Genomic DNA, 24,682 nt, shown 5'->3' with positions numbered 1-24,682 from the left:
GCTTCAGCCAGTTTTTTCTGTGCGCGGCACCAATGACACCCAAAATCGCGTTCGCGTATGCACGTCGACGGGCAAACTGGCTGCCAGCAGTGACAGCACCTGATCGGTGTCGTCGAGGCGGAAACTGCCGGTGACGCGCAGCGATTCCAGCGTCGGTTCCCAGCGCAATACGCCCGAGCGATAGCGACTCAATTCGCGGAGGAAATCACCCAGAGGCTGGTTTTGCGCCATCAACACGCCGTCGCGCCAACCGGGCATCAACGTATCGAACGCCGTCACCGCCCCCGCGCCTGAAGCTTGCAGGCTGACTTGCTGGCCCTGCTTCAATACCAGCGCCGAGCCGTGCAGCGGCTGCAATTGCACCGAACCACGCAGCACGCAGACTTGGCAATCGCGCGCATTCAGGCGCACCGAGATGTCGCTGTGACTAACGATCATCCGCCCATAAGGCGCGTTGACGATAAAGGCTGCATCGCCCGCCACGCTGAGTCCCAGTTCGCCACGAATCAGCGTCAACTGACGTGCCGGCAGATCGACATTCACCGCGCTGTCGGTGTTGAGCTGCAATGAACAATCCTGCGCCAGCTGCACTTTGCGCCGCTCACCGGTACTGGTGTGCAAATCGGCGCGCCAGACTTCCAGCGGCAGTTCGCGTCCGATCAACCACGCCGCCGGCACCAGCGCTGCCACCCCCAAGGCACGCTTGAGCGCCGCCCGCCGCGCCGGATCCGGCCGGTCCAGCGTGGCCATGGCCAGCGTCGGCGGCAGACCTGCGAAACGCTGGCGAAGTTGTTGGATTTTCTGCCACGCGTTCTCGTGGCGACTGTCACTGTTGCGCCAATGCTGCAATCGCGCGTGATCTTCATCGCTGGCACCGCCGGATTCAAGCAAGGCCAGCCATTGCGCCGCTGCCCGTGCTACTTCCCGCGTTTCCTCGCTCGGGACAACGCGCATCACAGCTCCACCAGCAAACAATGCTCGTACGCCTGGGCCATGTAACGTTTCACCGTGCGCTCAGAAACCTGTAGACGCTCGGCGATCTCGCGATAGCCAAGGCCCTCGAGTTGACTCCAGAGAAATGCCCGACGCACCGCTCGCGGCAAGCCATCGAGCAATTCATCCAGCGCCTGCAAGGTTTCCAGCAGCAACCAGCGCTGTTCCGGCGACGTTGCGCATGCTTCAGGCAATTGCGCCAAGGCGTCGAGGTAGGCTTTTTCCAGATGGCGTCGCGTGTGGAAATTGCTCAGCAGTCGTTTGCCGACAGTGAGTAAATACGCGCGCGGCTCGCGCAACTCGGCCAGTGGCGGCGCATTGCAAAGGACGCGTAGAAAGGTGTCCTGGCTGAGGTCCGCCGCATCCCACGCATTGCCCATGCGCCGGCGCAGCCAGGTTTCCAGCCAGCCACGGTGCTCGCGATACAACTGTTGCAGGCTCTGCTCCGACGGTGACGTGGCTTCAAACATCTCAAGAGACCCTGCGCGAAGGTAGATTCAAATGAGACTGATTCTATTTAACTTTAGCGAGGACACAAAGCCTTTTTCTGTTCAGCGCTTGAGCGTTTCGCTCGGCAGCTCCTTGAACAGTGCGCGGTAACTGCTGGAAAACCGCCCCAGATGCCAGAAAGACCAGCGCATCGCCACTTCGGCAACGGTGGTTTCTGTGGGCCTGCGCTTGAGCAACTCACGGTGCGCACTGTTCAGCCGCCTCAGGCGCAACCAGTGGCTCGGGGTCATCCCGGTGTAGGCCTTGAAAGCCTGTTGCAACTGGCGCAGCGGTACGCCGGCAACGTGGGAAAGTTCGAGCAGATTGACCGTGTCTTCCGGCGAATCAGCCGCCCACTCCCCGACTCGTTTCATGATTTGGCGTTCGTCGTTGCGCCGCTGCAATCCGCCACGATCCAGACCGGTGTGAGCGTTATCAAGGATGAACAGGCAATCCTCAAGCAACTGCTGCGTCAGGCGATTTTTATCAAGTGGATCAGCAGTTTGCGACAACTTCGTGAGAATCGAGCTTAACCAGCCGCTGAACAAGGCGTTCTGTCCGCAGTTCAGCGGCGCCATGAACAAACCTTCGAGTTTCGCCACTTGCAGGCCGTGCTCGCGGACGAAATCCGGGCCGAACACCACGGCAATTTCCCGGTAGTTCTCCGGGGTGATCCAGATGTTGCGGCTGTCTTCGTTGAGCAGATACAGCGCGTTGTCACTGCGATCGAAACAGAACGCCAGAGCCCCGGATGGCGCGCTGAAATTCTGTTCGACCCGGGTGTTCATCTGCTCTTCGTAGACCTCGACGCCCTGCAGATCGAGATAACGAATCTGCCCGGCAAAATGTCCCGGCGACATCTGCTGGTAATGCTGGATCCAGCCCGGTGTGGCGCGGATTTGCTCGGCCACATCGGCGGTGTTGAATGCTTGAACCTGGAGCGGATTGCACGTTGTCATGGGGTGACCTTGCGCACTCTTTTGGTGCGCTTTGGTGCTGCTGAAAGTGGATAGATGGAATCGCAAGCCGCGCCCAAGATAGTCGCCAACACGCCATAGGGGAAGGGGCGGAAGATGAAACCCGCCCTCCCCGGCGTCTACAAAACCAATAACGAGGTCTTTATGAACGCCCCTTTCGATCAGCTGTTCACCTGGCTGAAAGATCACAAGATTACCGAAGTCGAATGCGTGGTCAGCGACCTGACCGGCATCGCCCGCGGCAAGATTGCACCGACCAACAAGTTCTTGCATGAGCGCGGCATGCGCCTGCCGGAGAGCGTGCTGCTGCAAACGGTAACCGGGGATTTTGTCGACGACGACATCTACTACGACCTGCTCGACCCGGCCGACATCGACATGGTCTGCAAACCGGTTTCCGATGCCGTCTACGTCATTCCGTGGGCGATCGAGCCGACCGCCATCGTCATCCACGACACCTTCGACAAGTTCGGCAACCCGATCGAACTGTCGCCGCGCAACGTGCTGAAGAAAGTCCTGCAGCTCTACACCGACAAGGGCTGGAAGCCGATTGTCGCGCCGGAAATGGAGTTCTACCTGACCCAGCGTTGTGAAGATCCGGACCTGCCGCTCAAGGCACCACTGGGTCGTTCCGGGCGCGCGGAAAGCGGTCGCCAGTCGTTCTCGATCGATGCCGCCAACGAATTCGATCCGCTGTTCGAAGACGTCTACGATTGGTGCGAACTGCAAGGCCTGGATCTCGACACACTGATCCATGAAGACGGCCCGGCGCAGATGGAAATCAACTTCCGCCACGGCGATGCGCTGGATCTGGCTGACCAGATCACCGTGTTCAAACGCACCCTGCGCGAAGCGGCGCTCAAGCACAACGTGACGGCGACGTTCATGGCCAAGCCGATCGGCGACGAGCCCGGCAGCGCCATGCACCTGCACCAGAGTGTGGTCGAGATCGCCACCGGCAAGCCGATCTTTGCTGATGCCGAGGGCAGCATGAGTGAGCTGTTCCGTCATCACATCGGTGGCCTGCAGAAGTACATCCCGAAAGTCCTGCCGATGTTCGCGCCGAACGTCAATTCGTTCCGCCGCTTCCTGCCGGACACCTCGGCACCGGTCAACGTCGAATGGGGCGAAGAGAACCGCACGGTGGGCCTGCGTGTGCCGACATCGGGGCCGGAATCGATGCGTGTGGAGAACCGCTTGCCCGGCGCCGACGCCAACCCTTATCTGGCGATTGCCGCGAGCCTGCTGTGCGGCTACATCGGCATGGTCGAGAAGATCGAGCCAAGCGCGGCGGTCGAAGGCCGGGCCTACGAACGGCGCAATCTGCGCCTGCCCATCACCATCGAAGAAGCCCTGACGCAGATGGAAGAGTGCCCGAAAGTCGCTGAATACCTGGGCAGCAAATTCGTTCGCGGGTACGTCGCCGTGAAGCGCGCCGAGCACGAAAACTTCAAGCGCGTGATCAGCTCGTGGGAGCGCGAGTTCCTGCTGCTCAGCGTCTGACGGCGTACCTGTCCCTGTGGGATCTGTGATGTACCCAAGAAGTGATAACACCACAGAACCCTGTGGGATCTGTGATGTACCCAAGAGGTGATACCACCACAGAACCCTGTGGGAGCGGGCTTGCTCGCGAAGACGCCGGCAGATTCAACATGGATGTCGACTGAAACACCGCTTTCGCGAGCAAGCCCGCTCCCACATTGGGATCTGTGATGTACCCAAGAAGTGATACCACCACAGAACCCTGTGGGATCTGTGATGTACCCCAGAAGTGATAAACACCACAGAAGAATGTGCAGCGCTTGAGAATTCCAATAAGTCCAAGAGGTGTCGATATGCGTCCATTGAAATCCATACTCCCGGTCGCGCTGAGCGTGCTGTTCAGCGCAGCAGCCCACGCCGAGCCCCAGGTCAGTGTCTACAACTGGACCGACTACATCGGCGAAACCACCCTCGCCGACTTCCAGAGCAAGACCGGGATCAAGGTGATCTACGACGTCTTCGACTCCAACGAAACTCTGGAAGGCAAACTCCTCGCCGGGCGCACTGGATACGACGTGGTAGTGCCGTCCAACCATTTCCTCGCCCGCCAGGTAAAGGCCGGCGCGTTCATGAAGCTCGATCGTTCACAGTTACCAAACTGGAAGAACTTGGACCCGAAACTGCTTGAATTACTTGAGAAAAATGATCCCGGCAATGCGCACTCGGTGCCTTACCTGTGGGGCACCAACGGCATCGGTTATAACGTCGACAAGGTCAAGCAAGTGCTCGGCATCGACCACATCGATTCCTGGGCCGTGCTGTTCGAACCCGAGAATCTGAAGAAGCTGAGCCAGTGCGGTGTGTCGATGATGGACTCCGCTGACGAAGTCTTCCCCGCCATCCTCAACTACATGGGCATGGACCCACGCAGTGAAAACCCTGAGGACTACAAAAAAGCCGAAGCCAAGCTGCTGAGCATCCGCCCATACATCACCTATTTCCATTCATCCAAATACGTGTCGGACCTGGCCAATGGCGACATCTGCGTCGCGTTCGGTTACTCCGGCGATGTGTTCCAGGCCGCCAATCGCGCCCGGGAAGCCAAGAACGGTGTGAATATCGCCTACGCCATTCCCAAGGAAGGCGCCAACCTGTGGTTCGATCTGCTGGCGATTCCGGCCGACGCGAGCAACGCCAAAGAGGCCCACGCCTTCATCAATTACCTGCTCGATCCGCAGGTGATCGCCAAGGTCAGCGCCACCGTCGGCTACGCCAACCCGAACCCGGCGGCCAAGCCATTCATGGATCAGGAGCTGGTCAACAACCCTGAGGTTTATCCGCCGCAGTCGGTACTCGACAAACTCTACATTTCCTCGACCCCGCCCCAAGCGATCATGCGCCTGATGACCCGGTCTTGGAGCAAAGTGAAGTCGAACAAATGACTCAGCACAGCCCACAACACGCCCGTTCCTATTACGCAGCTTCTGCACGGGCGAGCACGCCCTACCCGTCGCTTGACGGCGATCTGATTGCCGACGTCTGCGTGATCGGGGGCGGCTTTACCGGCGTCAATACGGCGATTGAACTGGCGCAGCGCGGTTTATCGGTGGTGTTACTCGAGGCGCGACGCATCGGCTGGGGCGCCAGCGGGCGCAATGGTGGTCAGCTGATTCGCGGCATAGGCCATGAAGTCGAGGGTTTCACTCGCTACGTTGGCCAGGACGGCGTGCGTTATCTGCAGCGTGCCGGCATCGACTCGGTGGAGCTGGTGCGCCAGCGCATCACTGACAACGCCATCGACTGTGATCTGCGCTGGGGCTTTTGCGAACTGGCCAACACTGCCGCGCAATTCGCCGCGTTCCAGCAGGAACAGGACAGTCTCGCCGAACTCGACTATGCCCACGAAACCAGGCTGGTCGGCCCGCAGCAGGTCCGCCAGCAAGTGGTTGACGCCGGTGTGTACGCCGGCGGATTGATCGACATGGGTTCGGGGCATTTGCATCCGCTGGACCTGGTGCAAGGTGAGGCGCGTCTTGCCGCATCGCTGGGCGTGCGTGTCTTCGAGCACAGCCCGGTGCTGGAAATCCTCCACGGCCCTACCGTCGAGGTACGCTGCGCCACGGGTTCAGTACGCGCTGGCAGCCTGGTGCTCGGCTGCAACGCGCATCTGGATGACCTGGAGCCGAAACTCAGCGGCAAGGTGCTGCCCGCCGGCAGTTACATCATCGCCACCGAGCCGCTGGACGAAAGCCGCGCGGCGCAGTTGATTCCACAAAACCTGGCGCTGTGCGATCAAAAAGTCGGTCTGGATTATTACCGGCTTTCGGCTGATCGACGTCTGCTGTTCGGCGGCGCTTGTCATTATTCGGGGCGCGATCCGGCGGATATCTGCGCCTATATGCGGCCGAAAATGCTCAAGGTGTTCCCGCAACTGGCCGATGTGCGCATCGACTACCAATGGGGTGGCAAGATCGGCATCACCGCCAATCGCTTTCCCCAGGTTGGCCGGCTTCAACAACACCCGAACGTGTTTTACGCGCAGGGCTATTCCGGTCATGGCCTCAACGTTACTCATTGGTGCGCGAAATTGTTGGGCGAAGCCATTCACGCCGGGCACAGCCAAGGCATGGACGTGTTCAGCAGCGTGCCCCACATGACCTTCCCCGGCGGCCCTGCGTTGCGTTCGCCGCTGCTGGCGCTGGGCATGTTCTGGTATCGCCTGCGCGAAATGCTCGGTTAACAGGCGCTTACACATTCATGAAGTTAAAACGGCTGCGGATTTGCTCTATCGCAAGGCACTTCTATATTGATGAAGTGCTTTTGCGTTCCTGACGCTCAGTGCCCGATTAATTGAGGAGGACATGGATGAAGTCGTCAACCAGCGACGAGCCGCGAGCACCCGGTCAAGCGCCGATCAAAACCCGCCGTTTCGGTATTTCACTGGTATGGATCGTGCCGATCGTGGCGGTGCTGGTGGGCATTTCGCTGGTGATTCACAACATCCTTCAAGAAGGCCCGGTCATCACCGTCACTTTCAAGACCGGTGATGGCCTGACCGCCAACAAGACCGAAGTCAGGTACCGCAACGTGGTCATCGGCCATGTCTCGGAGGTCGAACTGGCCAGCGACCATAGACACGTCAACGCCACGATCAAACTGGCCAAGCAAGCCGAAGCCTTCACCCGCGAGGACTCGCAATTCTGGGTGGTGCGACCGCGCATCGGTGCCGGCGGTGTCTCGGGCATCGATACGCTGCTGTCAGGCGACTATATCGGTGCCGACATCGGCCAGGCCAACACCCGGGCAAAAACCTTCAAAGGCCTGGAGAACCCGCCGCCGATCACCTACGGCGAGCCGGGCAAGCGCTTCACTCTGCACACCGCCGACCTCGGCTCGCTGGACATCGGTTCCCCCGTCTACTACCGCAAGATTCCCGTTGGCCAAGTCGTGTCCTACGCGCTGGACCCGGACGGCAAAGGCGTCAATATCGAAGTCTTCGTGCATTCGCCCAATGATGCCTACGTTACCGAAAACACCCGCTTCTGGAACGCCAGTGGCATCGACATCAATGTCGGCGCCAACGGCTTTGCGGTGAAAACCGAATCGCTGTCGACCCTGCTGGTGGGCGGCATCGCTTTTCGCGCCCCGGACTACAGCCCCAACGACACGCCGGCCAGCGACGACAAGAGTTTCGAGCTGTTCGCCAACCAGACCGCCGCCCTCGCCCCGCCTGACGGCAAGGCGCAGTATCTGGCGCTGCGGTTTGATCAGGCCTTGCGCGGGCTCAAGGTTGATGCGCCTGTGGAGTTTCTCGGTATCGAAATCGGCCGGGTGGTGGCGGTCAATCTCGACTTCGACGAGGTCAAGCGCACCTTTCCGGTGAATGTCGGCATCGTCATTTATCCGCAGCGACTCGGCCGTGCCCACGCGAAGATTCTCAAGACCTACCATGGCGACGAAAACGACGAGGCCACCGGCGCGCGCCTGATCGGCACGTTCATCGAAAACGGCCTGCGCGCCCAGGCCCGCAATGGCAACCTGCTCACCGGTCAGTTGTATATCTCGCTGGATTTCTACCCTAAAGCGCCGAAAGTCGCGTTCGACCCTACGGCGCGGCCGGTCACCATTCCGACCGTCCCTGGCAGCCTCGAACAGTTGCAGGAAAAACTCGAGGCGATGGTCAACAAGATCAACGCGCTGCCGGTGGAACGCATCGCCAGCAACCTCGACGGCAATCTGGTCGAGCTACGCAAAGGCCTGAAGCAGTTCAATGCCAGGACCCTGCCGAGCGTACAGAGCACCCTCGCCGACGTCAGCAAGACGTTGCAGTCCGCCAATTCGACTTTGGCCGAGGACTCACCGCAACGCGAGCAACTGACCGAGACTCTCGACGAGCTCGGACGCATGTCGCGCTCGTTGCGTGAATTGTCGGATTACCTCGGTCGCCACCCTGAGTCGCTGATTCGCGGGCGGCCGGACAACGCCGCGCCGCTGGACCTCAAAGGACCGCCACGCAATTGAGCACAGGAGCTGAATCCATGGCTTTACCGTTGAAGATCACCGTGCTCGCTGCGCTCGTGCTGCTGACCGCCTGCCGGAGCGACCCGATCAGCTTCCATACGCTGACCCCGGCGCAACCGGGTGTCAGTCGCAACGGCGCCGATATCGCCATCGAAAGCATCAGCGTGCCGCCGCAGGTCGATCGCGCGCAAATTGTCATCCGCCAAGGCAACAGCGGCGTGGCTATTCTGGAAACCGATTGGTGGAGCGCCACCCTTGCCGATGAGTTACGCGGTGCACTGGCTGATCAGCTGAGCAGCGGCGTCGGTCAGCAGCGAGCCTCCGTGCGCGTCGATGTACAGCGCTTCGATTCGATCCCCGGGCAGTACGCCTTGATCGACGTGAAATGGCGAGTGCGCCCGCTGGGTGCGACGGACGCCGCGCTGCTGAACTGTCGCTCGGTGTTGCAGACGCCTTCGGGGCCGAGCATCGACGAACTGGTGACCGCGCAACAGAACAACATCAAACGCCTCGCTGCGCACATCGCGCAGGGTGCCAGCGGGTCGCGCTGCCCGCCGCAGACCTGACACCGTTTACAAATCGAAGCGATCCACCGCCCGCCGCCGCTCGTTGTCATCGCGCACGTCGTAGTTGGCGGTCGTCTGGATATTGCTGTGATGCGCGAGTTTCTGTGCGATCGACAGGTCGTGCTCTTCGATCACCCGAGTGATGAACGAACGCCGAAAATCATGGGGCATGATCTTCACCCCAACCTGCGTACCGCGCTGGCGGGCGATGTAGTAAATCGCGTGTTTGGTAATGCGCTCGCGAGTGATATGGCTGCCCCGGCGAATGCGGTTGAACAGAAACGCATCGTCGCTCTCGCCTTCCTTGAGCTGTGAACGACGCAGTTCCAGCCAGGCATCGAGCTTGGCAAAGGCCCAGGCCGGCGCGTATTTGATCAACTGCTTGTTGCCCTTGCCAGTCACGGTCAGGCTGCGTTCGCGAAAATCGACCTGACTCAGATCCAGATCCACCGATTCCGACTTGCGCATGCCGGTGCCGTACAGCAGCGCAATCACCGCCGCATCACGCAAGCCCTGCGGGCGTGGGTCGGCAGCGCAGACTTCCATCAGTTCGTGAATCAGCGTGCGCTTGAGATTGCGTCCCTGGGACAACCGTGTGCCGGCGATGCCCTTGACCGAGCGCATCTTCAGCAGGTGATCCTGGCTGATCAGGCTCATGCGCCACGCTTCGTTCATCACACCGCGCACGGCATTCACGTACAGCGATGAGGTGTTCGGTGCATAGCCGTCGGCACGCAAAGCGGCGACCAGCGCTACCACGTCTTCCGGTTGCAGGCCGTGCCAAGGGATGTCTTCGATATCGACGTCCTCGAAACCGAGGCGGTCGGCGGCGTCTTGCAGCACATAGCGCATGGTCAACTGGCTGGAAGGCGCCAGTCGCGCGAGGTAAACGGTCAGCGGATTGGTGTTGGACGGTGCGGGATGGGTACTCGACAAATCACTCAAACGAAACGGCCTTGAAATAAAAAACGATTCAACAAAAACAATAAATGCATGAACTGAAACGCAAAAAACGGCATGACTCGATGACAGGGGTTGCCGCGAAAGGCCGACAACCTGCCGTTCGAGGCAGTAAAAGTCAATCGGGCTTTCCCCGAACGGTCTGTTTGCTGCTTCATCAGCACGGTAGGCGAACTGAAACATCGCGCTCTTATGTTCAATGCAGGGAACTGCAAGCAGGAGTGCGGCATGAAGATCACGGTGTTTGGCAGTGGTTATGTTGGTCTGGTGCAAGCGGCGGTGCTGGCCGAGGTCGGTCACGAGGTCGTGTGCATGGATGTCGACGCACAGAAGGTCGAGCAGTTACGCCAGGGCCACGTCAGTATTTTCGAACCGGGGCTGGCCAGTCTGGTGCGTGAGGGCCTGGATTCGCAACGCCTGCAATTCACCACTGATGAACGACTCGCGGTGGTGCACGGGCGTGTGGCGTTCATCGCGGTGGGCACGCCGTCACGGGAGGACGGTTCGGCCGATCTGCGCTACGTGTTGGCGGTTGGCGACGCGATCGCGCGGCATCGCGAGCAGCCGTTGATCGTGGTGGAAAAATCCACGGTCCCGGTGGGCACAGGTGACGCCTTGCGCAGCCACATCGAAAAGGCCCTGATCAAGGTCGGCCGCCTGCTGCAATTCGATGTTGTTTCCAACCCGGAATTTCTCAAGGAAGGTTCGGCGGTTGCCGATTGTCGGCGGCCGGATCGCATTGTTATCGGGTGCGAAGGCACTGAAGTGCGCGATGTCATGCGCGATCTGTACGCGCCGTTCAACCGCAACCACGACCGCATCCTGTTCATGGACCTGCGCAGCGCCGAGCTGACCAAATACGCCGCCAACTGCATGCTGGCGACCAAGATCAGTTTCATCAACCAGATCGCCGAACTCGCTGAACACCTGGGCGCGGACATTGAAGCAGTGCGCCAAGGCATCGGTGCCGATACGCGAATCGGCTATCACTTCATCTATCCGGGTTGCGGCTACGGCGGCTCGTGTTTTCCCAAGGACATGCGCGCGCTGATCCATAGTGCCGAGCAGGCCCATTGCTCCAGTGATCTGCTGCAAGCGGTCGAGGCGATCAACCAGCGGCAGAAGCACAAGCTCTTTGCGCGCATCAACGCGTTCTACCGTGGTGACTTGCGCGGCAGGACCTTTGCCCTGTGGGGACTGGCCTTCAAGCCCAACACCGACGACATGCGCGACGCGCCGAGTCGGGTGCTGCTCGACGCGTTGTGGGCTGCCGGCGCCAGCGTGCGTGCGTTCGATCCGGAAGCCATGCTGCAAACCCAGAGTCTCTATCCGGACGAATCAAAACTGATGCTGATGGGCACGCCGGAATCGGTACTGGCCGGCGCCGATGCGCTGATCATCTGCACCGAATGGCAACAGTTCAAGGCCCCGGATTTCGAGCTGATCAAACAACGGCTCAACAGCCCGGTGATCTTTGACGGGCGCAACCTGTACGACGCCGAGCGTCTGGCGCGCAATGGCTTTCAGTATTTCCCGATGGGGCGCGGTGAATCGTGCAGGTTGCCGATCACAATGCGGCAGAGGCCGGCGGCGTCTGATGTGGCTTGATCTGCCCCTGTGGGAGTCATTGGTAATTGTGAGGCACACAGACCCTGTGGGAGCGAGCCTGCTCGCGAATACGGTATGTCAGCGACATCGCAGGTGACTGATCCGCCGCCTTCGCGAGCAGGCTCGCTCCCACAGGGAAATCATGTGCTCCCAGGGACGCTGGTGTATCAGCTTGACCGGTGGCGGCTGCCCAGAGAGGATGGCGTTCGCCCCAGGCTTCCCGAATAAGGACATTCCTCTTCCGTGGCCATCTATTCGCCTTTCATCCGCCGGTTGATGCTCAGCTCGCTGACCGTGGTCATCAGCCGCGCCCTGGTCAGTCCGCTGCTGACGCTGTTCCTCAGCAACAAGCTCGGCCTCAATCCGCAGGATGTCGGCTTGCTGCTGGGCATCGCCGTGTTCAGCGCCACGCTGCTGTCGCTGTACGGCGGCTACATCATCGACAAGCTGGACAAGCGCCGATTGCTGATCCTGAGCATGCTCTCCAGCGGTATCGGCCTGATCCTGCTGACCTTTGCGCAGAATCTATATCTGGTGACCGTCGTGCTGATCATCAGCGAAACTGCCTCGGCGCTGTTTCTCATCGCCAGCAAGGCAATCCTCAGTGAACACCTGCCGGTGGGCCAGCGGGTGAAGGCGTTTTCCCTCAACTACACCCTGACCAACATCGGTTACGCGATTGGCCCGATGATTGGCGTGGTGATTGCCGGCGTACAGCCGGCCGCGCCTTTCATCGTTGCCGGCGCGATCGCCATTGGCAGTATTTTCCTGCTGCTCGGCGCGACCAGGGATGCCAGTCCGATAACGTCCGGCAGTGCGCCGCAAAGTTTCCTCAATACGCTGATGATCCTGAAAAGCGATCGCACCATGGTGCTGTTCACCCTTGGCTGCCTGCTCAGTACATTGGTGCACGGACGTTTCACCCTGTACCTGTCGCAATACCTGCTGGTCACCCACAATCAGCAACAAATGCTCGACACCATGGCCGCCCTGCTCGCCTGCAACGCAATCACGGTGATTCTGCTGCAGTACCAGGTCGGTCGCTGGCTCAGCCGCGAACACCTGCGTCACTGGATTGCCGGCGGCACCGCGCTGTTCATCGTCGGGCTGATCGGTTTCAGTCTGGCCGACAACCTGATTGGCTGGTGCGTGGCGATGTTCATTTTCACCTTGGGCGAAATGATCATTTACCCGGCAGACTTCCTCTTCGTCGACACCCTCGCCCCGGAGACACTGCGCGGCAGCTACTACGGCGCGCAGAACCTGGCGGCACTCGGCGGCGGCGCGAGCCCGGTGATTTGCGGGTTTCTTCTGATGCATACGCCCGCGCCGAGCATGTTCTATGCCCTGAGCGGACTGGCAGCACTGGGCGGTTATCTATGTTTCGTCAGCGCACGCCGCACCGCTTCAGTGCAAAAATAGTGCACTAAAACTGCATTTATATGAATTTGTCAGCATCGATTTTGATCGGCAAACTACGCGCGTTCCTCCCCCAATGTTGGAACGTTTCGAGGGCTTTCCGGATATGCCGGACAAGTCCTTTTTTTTGCCCCGGATTTTGCACAGGATCAGTTCTACATGCTTGCTCGCTGGTTGCCCGCCGCCATCAACACTCGCCCCACCGAATGGAGCCGTGCCGCGATCGGCATGAGCCTGGGCACGCTGTTCAGCGTGTGGATGTGCGCGCAGGTATTCGGGCATGACGTTGCCTTTCACCTGATCGGCCCGCTGGGTGCTTCGGCGGTGCTGTTGTTCGCCGTGTCGTCCGGCGCCCTCGCTCAGCCATGGTCGATTCTGGGCGGGTACTTATGCGCCGGCGTGGTCGCTTTGCTTGTCGCCCATGTGCTCGGGCGAACGCTGGGCAGCGCCTGCCTCGCCGCCGGAATGGCGGTGATTCTGATGTGCTGGCTGCGTTGCCTGCATCCACCGGCCGGTGCCTTGGCATTGACGCTGGTACTGGCCGACCCTGCGACCATCGCCATGGACTGGAAAGCCATGGAGCCGGTGATGCTCGGCGCCCTGTGCATGCTCGCCAGCGCGCTGGCCTACAATAATCTGACCCGCATCCGCTACCCGAAACGCCCTGCCGATCCTGCGCCGCCCGTGGTCCCGGTCGACAGCCAGGCGATTACTGTCGAAGACCTGAAACTGGCGCTCGCCGACATGGAAGCCTTCATCGACGTCACCCCCGAAGACCTCGAACGCCTGATCCATGCCAGCGAGCTGCACGCCAAACGCCGCAGCATTACCGAAACCTTCCGATGATCGCCTTGTAGGAGCTGACGAGTGCAACGAGGCTGCGATCTTTTGATCTTGTTTCTTGAAATCCAGAGATCGCAGCCTCGTTGTACTCGTCAGCTCCTACGCGCACAGAAAGCGGCCCTGAGAGAAAAACGCAGATTCCCCCTGCACATATCCCCGTTGTACACGACAAATTTGCACTGTTACGATCCGCTAACGCCCCCACCCGGGCTTCTCGAATAAAGACAATAAAAGCAGGGAGTTACTGATGACAGCTCAGGCTTCATCCCGGCGGACCCCGTCCATGGATGCCATGCAAAACGACGTGCTGGCCGAGGTGCGCAACCATATCGGCCACCTGACCCTCAACCGCCCTGCGGGCCTCAATGCAATCACCCTCGACATGGTGCGTCTGCTGCAACAGCAGCTCGATGCCTGGGCGTCTGACGCCGATGTGCACGCCGTGGTGTTGCGCGGTGCCGGTGAAAAGGCTTTCTGCGCCGGCGGTGATATCCGTTCGCTGTACGACAGCTACAAAAGCGGCGACACGCTGCACGAAGATTTCTTCGTCGAGGAATACGCCCTCGACCTGACCATTCATCACTACCGCAAACCGGTGCTGGCCTTGATGGATGGTTTCGTCCTCGGCGGTGGCATGGGCCTGGTGCAAGGCGCCGATCTGCGCGTGATCACCGAAAAGAGCCGTCTGGCGATGCCGGAAGTGGCCATCGGCTATTTTCCCGATGTCGGCGGCAGCTACTTCCTGCCGCGCATTCCCGGTGAGCTGGGGATTTATCTGGGCGTCAGCGGCGTGCAGATTCGCGCGGCCGATGCGCTGTACTGCGGCCTCGCCGACTGGTACCTGGACAGCAGCAAACTGGCCCTGCTCGATGAGAAACTCGATCAGATGGAATGGCAGGACACGCCGCTCAAGTCGCTGCAGAATCTGCTGGCCAAGCATGCCGTGCAAACCCTGTCGGATGCGCCACTCGAGGCGCTGCGTCCGGCCATTGACCACTTCTTCGCCCTGCCCGATGTGCCGAGCATGATCGAGCAATTGCGCGCCGTCACCGTTGCCGACAGCCACGAATGGGCGCTCACCACGGCAGATCTGCTGGAAACCCGCTCGCCGCTGGCCATGGCCGTGACCCTGGAAATGCTCCGTCGTGGCAGGCACCTGAGTCTGGAGAATTGCTTTGCTCTGGAGCTGCATCTGGATCGCCAGTGGTTTGCCCGTGGCGACCTGATCGAGGGCGTTCGCGCCCTGTTGATCGACAAGGACAAGTCACCGCGCTGGAACCCGCCGACCGTCGCTGAGCTGGACGCTGCGCAGGTCGCAAGTTTCTTCCATGGTTTTGATGAGAGCGGGAGCTGAGCCATGCACGATCTCGAACTGACTGAAGAACAAGTGATGATCCGCGACATGGCCCGGGACTTTGCCCGTGGCGAAATCGCCCCGCACGCCCAGGCCTGGGAAAAGGCCGGCTGGATCGACGATGCTCTGGTGGCGAAGATGGGTGAGCTGGGCTTGCTCGGCATGGTCGTACCTGAGGAATGGGGCGGCACTTACGTCGATTACGTCGCCTATGCGCTGGCCGTTGAGGAAATCTCCGCCGGCGATGGCGCCACCGGTGCGTTCATGAGCATCCACAACTCGGTCGGCTGCGGCCCGGTGCTCAACTACGGCAGCAATGAGCAGAAACAAACCTGGCTCGCCGATCTGGCCAGTGGGCAAACCATCGGTTGCTTCTGTCTGACCGAACCGCAGGCCGGTTCCGAAGCGCACAACCTGCGCACCCGCGCCGAACTGCGCGACGGCCAGTGGGTGATCAACGGCGCCAAGCAATTCGTCAGCAATGGCAAACGGGCGAAACTGGCGATCGTCTTTGCGGTGACCGACCCGGAGCTGGGCAAGAAAGGCCTTTCGGCGTTTCTGGTACCGACCGATACACCGGGTTTCATCGTCGATCGCACCGAACACAAAATGGGCATCCGCGCTTCCGACACCTGCGCGGTGACGCTGAACAACTGCAGCATTCCCGAAGCCAACCTGCTCGGCGAGCGCGGCAAAGGTCTGGCGATTGCCCTGTCCAACCTTGAGGGCGGTCGCATCGGCATCGCGGCGCAGGCGTTGGGTATCGCTCGGGCGGCGTTTGAAGCGGCACTGGCGTATTCCAAGGATCGCGTGCAATTCGACAAGCCGATCATTGAGCACCAGAGCATCGCCAATCTGCTCGCGGACATGCACCTGCAGATCAACGCCGCGCGGTTGCTGATCCTGCATGCAGCGCGTCTGAAGACGGCGGGCAAACCATGCTTGTCCGAGGCTTCGCAGGCCAAGCTGTTCGCTTCGGAAATGGCCGAGAAGGTCTGTTCGTCGGCAATCCAGATCCATGGCGGCTATGGCTATCTGGAGGATTACCCGGTCGAGAAGTACTACCGCGATGCGCGGATCACGCAGATCTATGAAGGGTCGAGCGAGATACAGCGGATGGTGATTGCGCGCGATTTGAAGAACTATCAGTTCTAAAGGTAGAGTTTCCCTGGCAGGCTGGGGATAGCGCCTTGCAGTGCAAAAGATCGCAGCCTTCAGCAGCTCCTACAGGACAGCGCATTTCAAGGAGCTGCCGACGGCTGCGATCTTTAGATCCTTTTCAATTCTGCCCAGAACGCCTGATCGCCCTCACTCCCAACGCCGCCAGATCACTCTCCCCCTCGCCCAACGCCACCGCATCGAGCAAGTTGTCGCGCAACACACTGGCCACCGGCAACGGCACATGATTCGGCTCGCCTGCTTTCAGCGCCAAGCCGACATCCTTCAAACCCAGACGCAAGGTAAACCCTGCCCCTTCAGTTTCACGCTCGGCAATCTTCGGCCCATAGACCTTATAAGCCGGCGCGGCGAACAGGGTGTTGGTGATGAACTCGACAAAATCGCGATTGCCCACGCCATAACTCTGGGTCAACGCCATCGCTTCGCCGGTGGCTTCGATGGCGCTGATCAACATCATGTTGGTGGCGATCTTGAGGATGGCGGCGTTGACCGGATCTTCGCCCATCGGCCAGGTTTTCTGACCCATCACATCCAGCAGCGGCTGAACCCGGGCAATCGCGCTGGCCGGGCCGCCGACGGCGATGTTGAGCTTGCCGGCCTCGGCCAGATCATTGCGCCCGAACACCGGGGCGGCAATCAAGCTGGCGCCGACGCTTTCATGCAGCGGCGCCAGTTCCTTGATGAACTCGACCGACAGCGTGGCCATGCTCAGGTGAATCAGCCCCGGTTTGCTTGAGGCCAACGCGCCGCTGTCGATCAGCACGGCGCGCGTCACCGCGTCGTCGGCGAGCATGCTGATCACCACGTCGGCAGCGAAGGCTTCGCCGGGATCGCTGGCGGCCGTTGCGCCCTGCCTGACCAGTTGTTCGACAGCAGGCTGGCTGCGGTTCCACACCCGCAGTTCATGGCCGGCCTTGAGCAGGTTGGCAGCCATGCCCTTGCCCATGGAACCCAGCCCGATAAATCCGATACGCATGTTGACCTCTGCTCTCGATGTGCAAGAAGGTCAACAGACTAGCGCTAGTGAGTGGGCCTTTAAAAGCTTCGCGAGCAGGCTCGCTCCCACAGGGATCTCCACCGTCCAATGTGGGAGCGGGCCTGCTCGCGAATGCGTCCGCCCGGACGCCGCATCATTTACCCTGAAATGCAGCCTCACGCTTGGCAATAAACGCCGCCATCCCTTCCTTCTGATCCTGCGTCGCAAACGCGGCATGAAACACCCGCCGCTCAAAGCGCACGCCTTCGGTCAGGTTCACCTCGAACGCACGATTCACGCTCTCCTTGATCATCATCGCAATTGGCAGCGACTTGCCGGCGATCACTGCTGCAACTTTCAGCGCCTCATCAAGCAATTCATCACTCGGCACGATCCGCGCGACGATGCCGCAGCGCTCGGCTTCCAGCGCATCGATCATGCGCCCGCTCAGGCACATTTCCATGGCTTTGGCTTTGCCCACGGCGCGGGTCAGGCGCTGGGTGCCGCCCATGCCCGGCAGCACGCCGAGGTTGATTTCCGGCTGGCCGAATCTGGCGTTGTCGCCAGCCAGGATGAAGTCGCACATCAGCGCCAGTTCACAACCGCCGCCAAGGGCAAAACCATTGACCGCTGCGATGATCGGTTTGCGCCGGTTGGCGACGCGATCGCTGTCGCTGAACAGATCGTCCATATAGATCTGCGGATAGGTCAGCTCGGCCATTTCCTTGATGTCGGCGCCAGCGGCGAAGGCTTTTTTCGAACCGGTGAGGACGATGCAACCAATGTGCGCATCGGCTTCCAGCGTATCCAGCGCGTGGTTCACTTCGCTGACCAGTTGCGCATTCAGCGCGTTCAGCGCCTGCGGCCGGTTGAGGGTGATCAGGCCGACGCGGTCGCGGGTTTCCAGCAGAATCGTTTCGTAAGTCATGAATAAAATTCCTTGTCAGAGATTGCGCGAAATGACCATGCGCTGAATGTCGCTGGTGCCTTCGTAGATCTGGCAGACGCGCACGTCGCGGTAGATGCGTTCCAGCGGGAAGTCGTTGAGGTAACCGTAACCGCCGAGGGTTTGCAAGGCCATGGAACAGACCTTCTCGGCCATTTCCGAGGCGAACAGCTTGGCCATCGACGCCTCGACCAGCGCCGGTTGGCCGCTGTCACGCAAGGCTGCGGCGTAGTGCACCATCTGCCGGGCGACGGCGATTTGCGTGGCCATGTCCGCCAGGCGGAACGCCACGGCCTGATGCTCGATGATCGGCTTGCCGAAGGTGTCACGCTCACGGGCGTAATCACGGGCGGCTTCGAACGCGGCGCGGGCCATGCCGACGGCTTGCGAGGCGATACCGACGCGGCCGCCTTCGAGGTTGGCCAAGGCAATCTTGTAGCCCTCGCCCTCCTCGCCAAGGCGGTTGGCAACCGGCACTTTCACATCTTCGAAGAGGATCTGGCAGGTGTCGGAGGCATGCTGGCCGAGTTTGTCTTCGACCCGCGCGACTTTGTAGCCTGGCGAGTCGGTCGGCACGATAAACGCGCTGATCCCGCGCTTGCCCGCACTCGGGTCGGTCACGGCAAACACGATCACGATGCCGGCGTTCTGCCCGGAGGTGATGAACTGTTTGCAGCCGTTGAGCACGTAGTGATCGCCGTCCAGCCGCGCGCGGGTTTTCAGGCTGCTGGCATCGGAACCGGCCTGCGGTTCGGTCAGCGCGAAGGCGCCGAGCATGGCGCCGCTGGCCAATGGTTTGAGGAAGCGCTCGCGCTGGTCGTCATTGCCGAACTTGAGAATCGGCACACAGCCGACCGAGTTGTGCACGCTCATGATCGTCGAGCACGCACCGTCGCCGGCGGCGATTTCTTCCAGGGCCATGGCGTACGCGAGGTAGCCGGTGTCACAGCCGCCCCACTGCTCCGGCACGAGCATGCCGAAAAAGCCCAGCTCGGCCATCTCGGCGATGGCTTCCCTGGGGAAACGGTGCTCGCGATCCCACTCGGCGGCGAACGGCTTGAGCCGCTCCTCGGCAAACTGCCGGGCCATGTCGCGGATCTGGGTTTGGTCTTCATTGGGGATCATGGTGAGTCCTTGAATGTCAGTCGCACAACAGTCCCCTGTAGGAGCTGCCGAAGGCTGCGATCTTTTGATCTTGATCCTGATTGTGAAAGCAAGATCAAGAGATCGCAGCCTCGTTGCACTCGTCAGCTCCTACAGGGGGCGGTGTCGGTCAGTAAACGCATTCCACAGCCATGGCCGTGGCTTCGCCGCCGCCAATGCAGATCGCTGCAATGCCGCACTTGAGCTGTTTCTGCCGCAAAGCCGCGAGCAACGTCACCAGAATCCGCGCCCCCGAGGCGCCGATCGGATGGCCCAGCGCGCAGGCGCCGCCGTGCACGTTGAGCTTGTCGTGGGGAATCTCCAGGTGCGTCATCGCCGCCATGCCTACTACGGCAAACGCTTCGTTCACTTCAAACAGATCCACCTGATCCAGCGTCCAACCGGTCTTCTTCACCAGTTTCTTGATCGCGCCAATCGGTGCGGTGGGAAACAGGCCAGGGGTATCAGCGAACGCCGCGTGGCCATGAATCACCGCCAGCGGCTTGAGGCCCAGTTGCTGGGCGTGGGACTGGCGCATCAGCACCAGCGCCGCCGCGCCGTCGGAGATCGAGCTGGAGTTGGCCGCCGTGACCGTGCCGCCCTCGCGGAACGCCGGTTTCAGCGAGGCAACCTTGTCGAGTTTGGCTTTTGGCGGCTGTTCATCGTTGCTGATAACCACCTGCTCTTTGCCGACGGTCACCGTCAGCGGGACGATTTCGTCCTTGAAGCTGCCGTCCTTGATCGCCTGTTGCGCGCGGGTGGTCGAAGCGATGGCGAAAGCGTCCTGCGCTTCGCGGCTGAAGCCGTTGGCCTCGGCGCAATCTTCGGCGAAGGTGCCCATCAGGCGGCCCTTGTCGTAGGCGTCTTCGAGGCCGTCGAGGAACATCGAGTCGAGCACGCGGCCATGGCCCATGCGATAGCCGGCGCGGGCACGATCGAGCAGATACGGCGAGTTGGACATGCTTTCCATGCCGCCGGCGATCACCACGTCGGCACTGCCGGCGAGCAGCATGTCGTGGGCCATGATGGTGGTCTGCATGCCCGAGCCGCACATCTTGTTGACCGTGGTGCAGCGGGTCGATTTATCCAGCCCGGCACCCAGCGCAGCTTGGCGTGCCGGCGCCTGGCCGAGGCCGGCGGGCAGTACGCAGCCAAACAGCACTTCATCAACCGCGTCGCTGGCGACACCGGCGCGTTCGACCGCAGCCTTGATCGCCGCCGCGCCGAGTTGCGGTGCGGTGAGGCTTTTCAGTTCACCTTGAAAACCGCCCATCGGGGTGCGGACGGCGCTGACGATAACAATCGGATCGTTGGCAGTAGTCATGACTAATCCTCTTTACTTGGCGGCCATGCGCAAGGCGCCGTCGAGACGGATCACCTCGCCGTTGAGCATGCTGTTTTCGATGATGTGGCGCACCAGCGCGGCGTATTCGGCGGGCTTGCCCAGGCGCGGCGGGAATGGCACGCCGGCGGCCAGCGAGTCGCGCACTTCCGGGGTCATGCCGGCCATCATCGGCGTTTCGAAGATGCCCGGTGCGATGGTCATCACGCGGATGCCGAAGCGCGCCAGTTCGCGGGCGGCCGGCAGGGTCAGGCTGGCGATCGCGCCTTTGGATGCGGAGTACGCAGCCTGGCCGATCTGACCGTCGAACGCTGCGACCGAGGCTGTGTTGATGATCACGCCACGCTCACCGTCAGCATTGGCCTCGCTCTCGGCAATCGCCGCAGCGGCCAGACGCAGCATGTTGAAACTGCCGATCAGGTTGACGTTGATCACCTGCGCGAAGCTGCTGAGTGCGTGCGGGCCGTTCTTGCCGAGGATCTTCTCGCCACGCACGATACCGGCGCAGTTGACCAGGCCATTGAGGCTGCCAAACGCGGCGATCGTGGCTTGCACCGCCGCTTCGGCAGCCGCCTCATTGCTGATGTCGGCAACCACACTTTGCGCGCCGAGGCGCTGGGCCTGAGCGGCGACGGCTTCGGCGTTCATGTCGACCAGCATGACTTTGGCGCCGGCACTGACCAGCAATTCAGCGCTGGCGGCACCGAGGCCTGACGCGCCGCCGGTGACGATAAAAACCTTGTTCTCGATCTGCATGACGGTGTTTCCTTGGATTCAAGCTGAAACGTTGTGCGCCGCGGCCTCTTGAGCCTTGGCGATTTCCTGGTTGCGCAAGATAAAGCGCTGCAATTTGCCACTCGGGGTCTTGGGCAATTCGCTGACAAATTCGATTTCACGCGGGTACGAGTGCGCGGCCAGACGCTTGCGCACGTGTTGGCGCAGTTCTTCGGCCAACTCCGGCGCAGCGCGGTACTGCGCACTCAGCACAACGAAGGCTTTGACCAGTTCGGTGCGCTCCGGGTCGGGCTTGCCGACGACCGCCGCTTCGACCACGGCCGGGTGTTCGATCAGGGCGCTCTCCACGTCGAACGGGCCGACGCGGTAGCCCGAAGTGGTAATCACATCATCGCTACGACCGACGAAGCTGATGCTGCCGTCCGGGTTCCACTCCACGGTGTCGCCGCTCAGGTAGTAGTTGCCGACGAAGGCCTTGGTCGGCGCGCCTTCGTAGCCGCCGAACCAGCACATCGGCGACTGCGGGCGGTCGATGGCAAGAATGCCCGGCTGGCCGATGCCAAGTTCGTTGTATTGCTCATCGAGCACGACGATGCGATGGCCCGGCGAAGCGAAACCGGCGGCGCCGACATGCACCGGGTGCTCGAGGCCGTGGTGGTTACACAGCACCATGCCCAGTTCGGTCTGGCCGTAGTGATCATGGATGGCCACATCGAGGTTGTCGGCGAACCAGCGGATTACTTCCGGATTGAGTGGCTCACCGGCGCTGCTGACGATACGCAGCTTGCCCTTGATCGATCTGGCAAATTCCTCTCCCCCTGCAATCAGCAGTCGATAGGCCGTGGGTGAGCCGGTGAGATTGGTAATGCCGTATTTGTTGATCACCCGGCAGGTGCTTTCGAGGGTGAAAGGGCCATCGTAGAAGGTAATCGGGTGGCCCAGCGCCAACGGCCCGGTCACGCCGAAATAAATGCCGTAGGCCCAGCCCGGATCGGCGACGTTCCAGAACGCATCTTCAGGGCGCAAGTCTACCGCATCGCGGGTGTAGCTCTGGAAGGCGACGATGGCTTTGAGCGGCACCGACAGCGCTTTCGCAGGCCCCGTGGTGCCCGAGGTGAACATCAGCAGGAACGGGTCTTCGCCAGTCAGTAACGTCGGTTCGCAAACATTGGAATGGTTGGCCAGCTCAGCCCAGAAGCTGAAATCACCACGGACAATGCCCTGACCTTTCACACCGCCAACAGTGACGATGGTCGGGCAGGCGCTGACTTCACTGAGCTTGGGGCGATTGACCGCATCGGTGACCACGACTTTCGCCCCGGAACTGTTCAGGCGATGTTCGAGGGCTTTGGGGCCGAACGCGGTGAATAGCGGCTGATACACCGCGCCGATGCGCCAGGTGGCGAGCACGGTGATGAGTAATTCGACGTTGCGCGGCAGCAGGCCGGCGACCTTGTCGCCCTTTTGCACGCCTTGAGCGAGGAGGAAATTGGCGAAACGCGCGGCTTTGTCTTGCAGATCAGTGAAGGTGTAAGTCGCACTTGAGCCGTCGCGACCTTCCCAGAACAACGCAATGCGCCCCGGCAAGGCATGGCGGTCGCAGCATTCGACGCAAGCGTTGAGCGCAGCGAGCGTGCCGCTGAGCGACGCGTCGACGGTGTGCTGATAATCGAACTGTTCGGTGGCAGACAAGTAATCGCGCATTGCCAGAATCCCTCGGTGTTTTTATTAGGCTGGGAACCGTAAACAACACAGGGATAGTCGCGCCGCGCGGGGTCTGGGGCAATGGTCAAAGTTATCAACGTAGCTGACTGGTTTGGCCAAGAGGTTGGAGCCGCATGCCCTGTAGGAGCTGACGAGTGCAACGAGGCTGCGATCTGTTGATCTTGACTTTCACCATCCAGATCAAAAGATCGCAGCCTTCGGCAGCTCCTACAGGGGAACGCATTTCAAAAATGTGGGAGCGAGCCTGCTCGCGAAGGCGTCGGGTCAGACGACCTCATTGAGGATCAGTGTGCGGTAATGCCCCGGGTTCGACCCCGACCACTTGCGAAACGCTTTGTAGAACGAACTGGCATCAGCAAAGCCCAGCCGCGCAGCAATCTCGACGAAACTGATCGAAGGTTCCGCCAGCCAGGTGATCGCCAGCTCTTTTCGCACGCTGTCTTTGAGCCCCTGATAAGTCTGCCCTTCCTCGGCCAGACGCCGGCGCAGGGTCGAGGCGGACATGCACAGTTGCTGGGCCAGCGCTTCGGTTTCCGGCCATTGCTCGGCGGGCAGTTGTCGCAGATCCTGCTTGATCCGGCTGGCGAGGCTGTCGGGGTCGCGGTACTTGACCAGAATGTTGGCCGGCGCCTGGGCGAGAAAACGCTTCAGCTCTTCGGCGCTGCGCTTGATCGGCAGATCGAGGCAATCGGCGGAAAAAATCATCCGTGTCCGTGCTCGCTCGAAACGCAGGTTTTCCGAAAACATCACCCGATAATCGTCAGTGAAATCCGGCTCCGCGCAGCGCAGTTCAATCGCCAGAATCGGAATCCGCCGCCCGGCCAGCCAGCACGCCACGCCGTGCACGATCATCCAGTAGGTGAAATAGGTGAAGGCGCGGCGCGGCTCGGCGTCGTCTTCGAGCAGGACGATTTCGGCCAAACTCTGCTGACGCACCAGTTGCGCCGGCAGCTTTTCGAGCATCAGCGACAGGAACGTCAGACCGCTATCCAGCGCCGCCGTCAGCGTCGGCTGTGCCATGGCGCTGTGACACAGAAACGCCAGACTGCCGGACTTGAGCTTGCGCGGGTCCATGCCGAAGAACTCGTCATCACAGCGCCGTGCCAACAGGCGCCAGAGTTTGGCGTATTGCGAGGCCGGCACCCTGCCCTCGTCGGCCGTTAACAGGGCCGGATCAATACCGACCTTGCTCAGCGCCTCATCGGTCGCCGCGCCCGGGGCACAACTTTGCAGCAGCGCTTCGCGCACCAGTTGAATGGCAATGGTGTCTTTTTCCGCCATGGAGCGAGGTAAGCCTTGTTGTTTTTGGGTGGTGGGCATCTTAACCCAGCTGCTGAATTCACCGCAGGGCCAATGTGGGAGCGAGCCTGCTCGCGAACGCGGTGTGTCAGATGAAGATGCCTCACAGGCACACCGCGTTCGCG

At 61.0% G+C, this 24,682-nt stretch carries 21 protein-coding genes; 10 read left to right on the top strand and 11 right to left on the bottom strand.

The window, feature by feature from the left end:
• Positions 1-3 precede the first annotated feature (3 nt).
• The 3 genes from AC4IHP_RS16310 to AC4IHP_RS16300 all read right to left on the bottom strand — a co-directional run bounded on the left by AC4IHP_RS16310 (position 4) and on the right by AC4IHP_RS16300 (position 2,441).
• Positions 4-954 (bottom strand): DUF4880 domain-containing protein, encoded by a 951-nt coding sequence (locus tag AC4IHP_RS16310; protein WP_490832167.1) that lies wholly within the window; start codon positions 952-954, stop codon positions 4-6.
• Positions 954-1,463: a sigma-70 family RNA polymerase sigma factor gene (locus tag AC4IHP_RS16305; protein WP_490832166.1), complete on the bottom strand. Its 510-nt coding sequence runs from the start codon at positions 1,461-1,463 to the stop codon at positions 954-956. Before AC4IHP_RS16305 ends, AC4IHP_RS16310 begins: the two co-directional genes overlap by 1 nt.
• 81 nt (positions 1,464-1,544) lie before the next feature.
• Complete coding sequence (locus AC4IHP_RS16300) at positions 1,545-2,441, bottom strand: helix-turn-helix domain-containing protein (RefSeq protein WP_490832165.1); 897 nt, start codon at positions 2,439-2,441, stop codon at positions 1,545-1,547.
• Between the two features lie 162 nt (positions 2,442-2,603).
• On the opposite strand from AC4IHP_RS16300, the gene AC4IHP_RS16295 reads away from it, so the two are divergent.
• The 5 genes from AC4IHP_RS16295 to AC4IHP_RS16275 all read left to right on the top strand — a co-directional run bounded on the left by AC4IHP_RS16295 (position 2,604) and on the right by AC4IHP_RS16275 (position 9,028).
• Positions 2,604-3,962, top strand: coding sequence for a glutamine synthetase family protein (locus tag AC4IHP_RS16295; protein WP_460119269.1), 1,359 nt, complete (start codon positions 2,604-2,606; stop codon positions 3,960-3,962).
• 332 nt (positions 3,963-4,294) lie between these two features.
• A complete protein-coding gene (locus AC4IHP_RS16290; protein ID WP_490832164.1) occupies positions 4,295-5,383 on the top strand; it encodes a polyamine ABC transporter substrate-binding protein in 1,089 nt (362 codons plus the stop codon).
• The gene (locus AC4IHP_RS16285) at positions 5,380-6,681 is read left to right on the top strand and encodes an NAD(P)/FAD-dependent oxidoreductase (protein WP_490832163.1); all 1,302 of its coding nucleotides are present in this window, start codon (positions 5,380-5,382) and stop codon (positions 6,679-6,681) included. The genes AC4IHP_RS16290 and AC4IHP_RS16285 overlap by 4 nt, the downstream gene beginning before the upstream one ends.
• Positions 6,682-6,806: 125 nt before the next feature.
• Positions 6,807-8,462, top strand: a complete 1,656-nt coding sequence (locus AC4IHP_RS16280) for a PqiB family protein (RefSeq protein WP_252884214.1) — start codon at positions 6,807-6,809, stop codon at positions 8,460-8,462.
• Positions 8,463-8,479: 17 nt separating this feature from the next.
• Positions 8,480-9,028, top strand: coding sequence for a PqiC family protein (locus AC4IHP_RS16275; protein ID WP_460119275.1), 549 nt, complete (start codon positions 8,480-8,482; stop codon positions 9,026-9,028).
• 6 nt (positions 9,029-9,034) lie between these two features.
• Here the strand turns inward: AC4IHP_RS16275 and AC4IHP_RS16270 are convergent, their stop codons facing one another.
• Positions 9,035-9,973, bottom strand: coding sequence for a site-specific integrase (locus AC4IHP_RS16270; RefSeq protein ID WP_460119277.1), 939 nt, complete (start codon positions 9,971-9,973; stop codon positions 9,035-9,037).
• A 243-nt stretch (positions 9,974-10,216) separates the two neighbouring features.
• On the opposite strand from AC4IHP_RS16270, the gene AC4IHP_RS16265 reads away from it, so the two are divergent.
• The 5 genes from AC4IHP_RS16265 to AC4IHP_RS16245 all read left to right on the top strand — a co-directional run bounded on the left by AC4IHP_RS16265 (position 10,217) and on the right by AC4IHP_RS16245 (position 16,367).
• On the top strand, positions 10,217-11,596 hold the full coding sequence (locus tag AC4IHP_RS16265; protein WP_490832162.1) for a UDP-glucose dehydrogenase family protein: 1,380 nt from the start codon (positions 10,217-10,219) through the stop codon (positions 11,594-11,596).
• Between the two features lie 243 nt (positions 11,597-11,839).
• The gene (locus AC4IHP_RS16260) at positions 11,840-13,018 is read left to right on the top strand and encodes an MFS transporter (RefSeq protein ID WP_490832161.1); all 1,179 of its coding nucleotides are present in this window, start codon (positions 11,840-11,842) and stop codon (positions 13,016-13,018) included.
• A gap of 156 nt (positions 13,019-13,174) precedes the next feature.
• A complete protein-coding gene (locus tag AC4IHP_RS16255; RefSeq protein WP_460119283.1) occupies positions 13,175-13,861 on the top strand; it encodes an HPP family protein in 687 nt (228 codons plus the stop codon).
• Positions 13,862-14,105: 244 nt separating this feature from the next.
• Positions 14,106-15,212, top strand: coding sequence for an enoyl-CoA hydratase/isomerase family protein (locus AC4IHP_RS16250; protein ID WP_490832160.1), 1,107 nt, complete (start codon positions 14,106-14,108; stop codon positions 15,210-15,212).
• Positions 15,213-15,215: 3 nt separating this feature from the next.
• Positions 15,216-16,367 (top strand): acyl-CoA dehydrogenase family protein, encoded by a 1,152-nt coding sequence (locus tag AC4IHP_RS16245; protein ID WP_490832159.1) that lies wholly within the window; start codon positions 15,216-15,218, stop codon positions 16,365-16,367.
• A gap of 124 nt (positions 16,368-16,491) precedes the next feature.
• On the opposite strand, the gene AC4IHP_RS16240 is transcribed toward AC4IHP_RS16245, so the two are convergent.
• From AC4IHP_RS16240 to AC4IHP_RS16210, 7 genes are all read right to left on the bottom strand, one after another.
• The gene (locus AC4IHP_RS16240) at positions 16,492-17,367 is read right to left on the bottom strand and encodes an NAD(P)-dependent oxidoreductase (RefSeq protein ID WP_490832158.1); all 876 of its coding nucleotides are present in this window, start codon (positions 17,365-17,367) and stop codon (positions 16,492-16,494) included.
• A gap of 154 nt (positions 17,368-17,521) precedes the next feature.
• The gene (locus tag AC4IHP_RS16235; RefSeq protein ID WP_460119291.1) at positions 17,522-18,295 is read right to left on the bottom strand and encodes an enoyl-CoA hydratase; all 774 of its coding nucleotides are present in this window, start codon (positions 18,293-18,295) and stop codon (positions 17,522-17,524) included.
• A 15-nt stretch (positions 18,296-18,310) separates the two neighbouring features.
• Positions 18,311-19,438, bottom strand: coding sequence for an acyl-CoA dehydrogenase (locus AC4IHP_RS16230; RefSeq protein ID WP_217848704.1), 1,128 nt, complete (start codon positions 19,436-19,438; stop codon positions 18,311-18,313).
• Between the two features lie 148 nt (positions 19,439-19,586).
• On the bottom strand, positions 19,587-20,780 hold the full coding sequence (locus AC4IHP_RS16225; RefSeq protein WP_490832157.1) for an acetyl-CoA C-acyltransferase: 1,194 nt from the start codon (positions 20,778-20,780) through the stop codon (positions 19,587-19,589).
• Between the two features lie 12 nt (positions 20,781-20,792).
• Positions 20,793-21,554: an SDR family NAD(P)-dependent oxidoreductase gene (locus AC4IHP_RS16220; protein ID WP_460119296.1), complete on the bottom strand. Its 762-nt coding sequence runs from the start codon at positions 21,552-21,554 to the stop codon at positions 20,793-20,795.
• Between the two features lie 18 nt (positions 21,555-21,572).
• Entirely contained in the window at positions 21,573-23,237 is a 1,665-nt protein-coding gene (locus AC4IHP_RS16215) for an AMP-binding protein (RefSeq protein WP_490832156.1), read from the bottom strand.
• A gap of 285 nt (positions 23,238-23,522) precedes the next feature.
• The gene (locus AC4IHP_RS16210) at positions 23,523-24,539 is read right to left on the bottom strand and encodes an AraC family transcriptional regulator (RefSeq protein ID WP_460119300.1); all 1,017 of its coding nucleotides are present in this window, start codon (positions 24,537-24,539) and stop codon (positions 23,523-23,525) included.
• Positions 24,540-24,682: the final 143 nt, after the last annotated feature.

The sequence above is a fragment of the Pseudomonas sp. UF-293 genome (genome assembly GCF_058245595.1).
The sequence above is the reverse complement of the archived record's forward strand: the minus strand, read 5'-3'. Positions and strand labels throughout refer to the sequence as shown.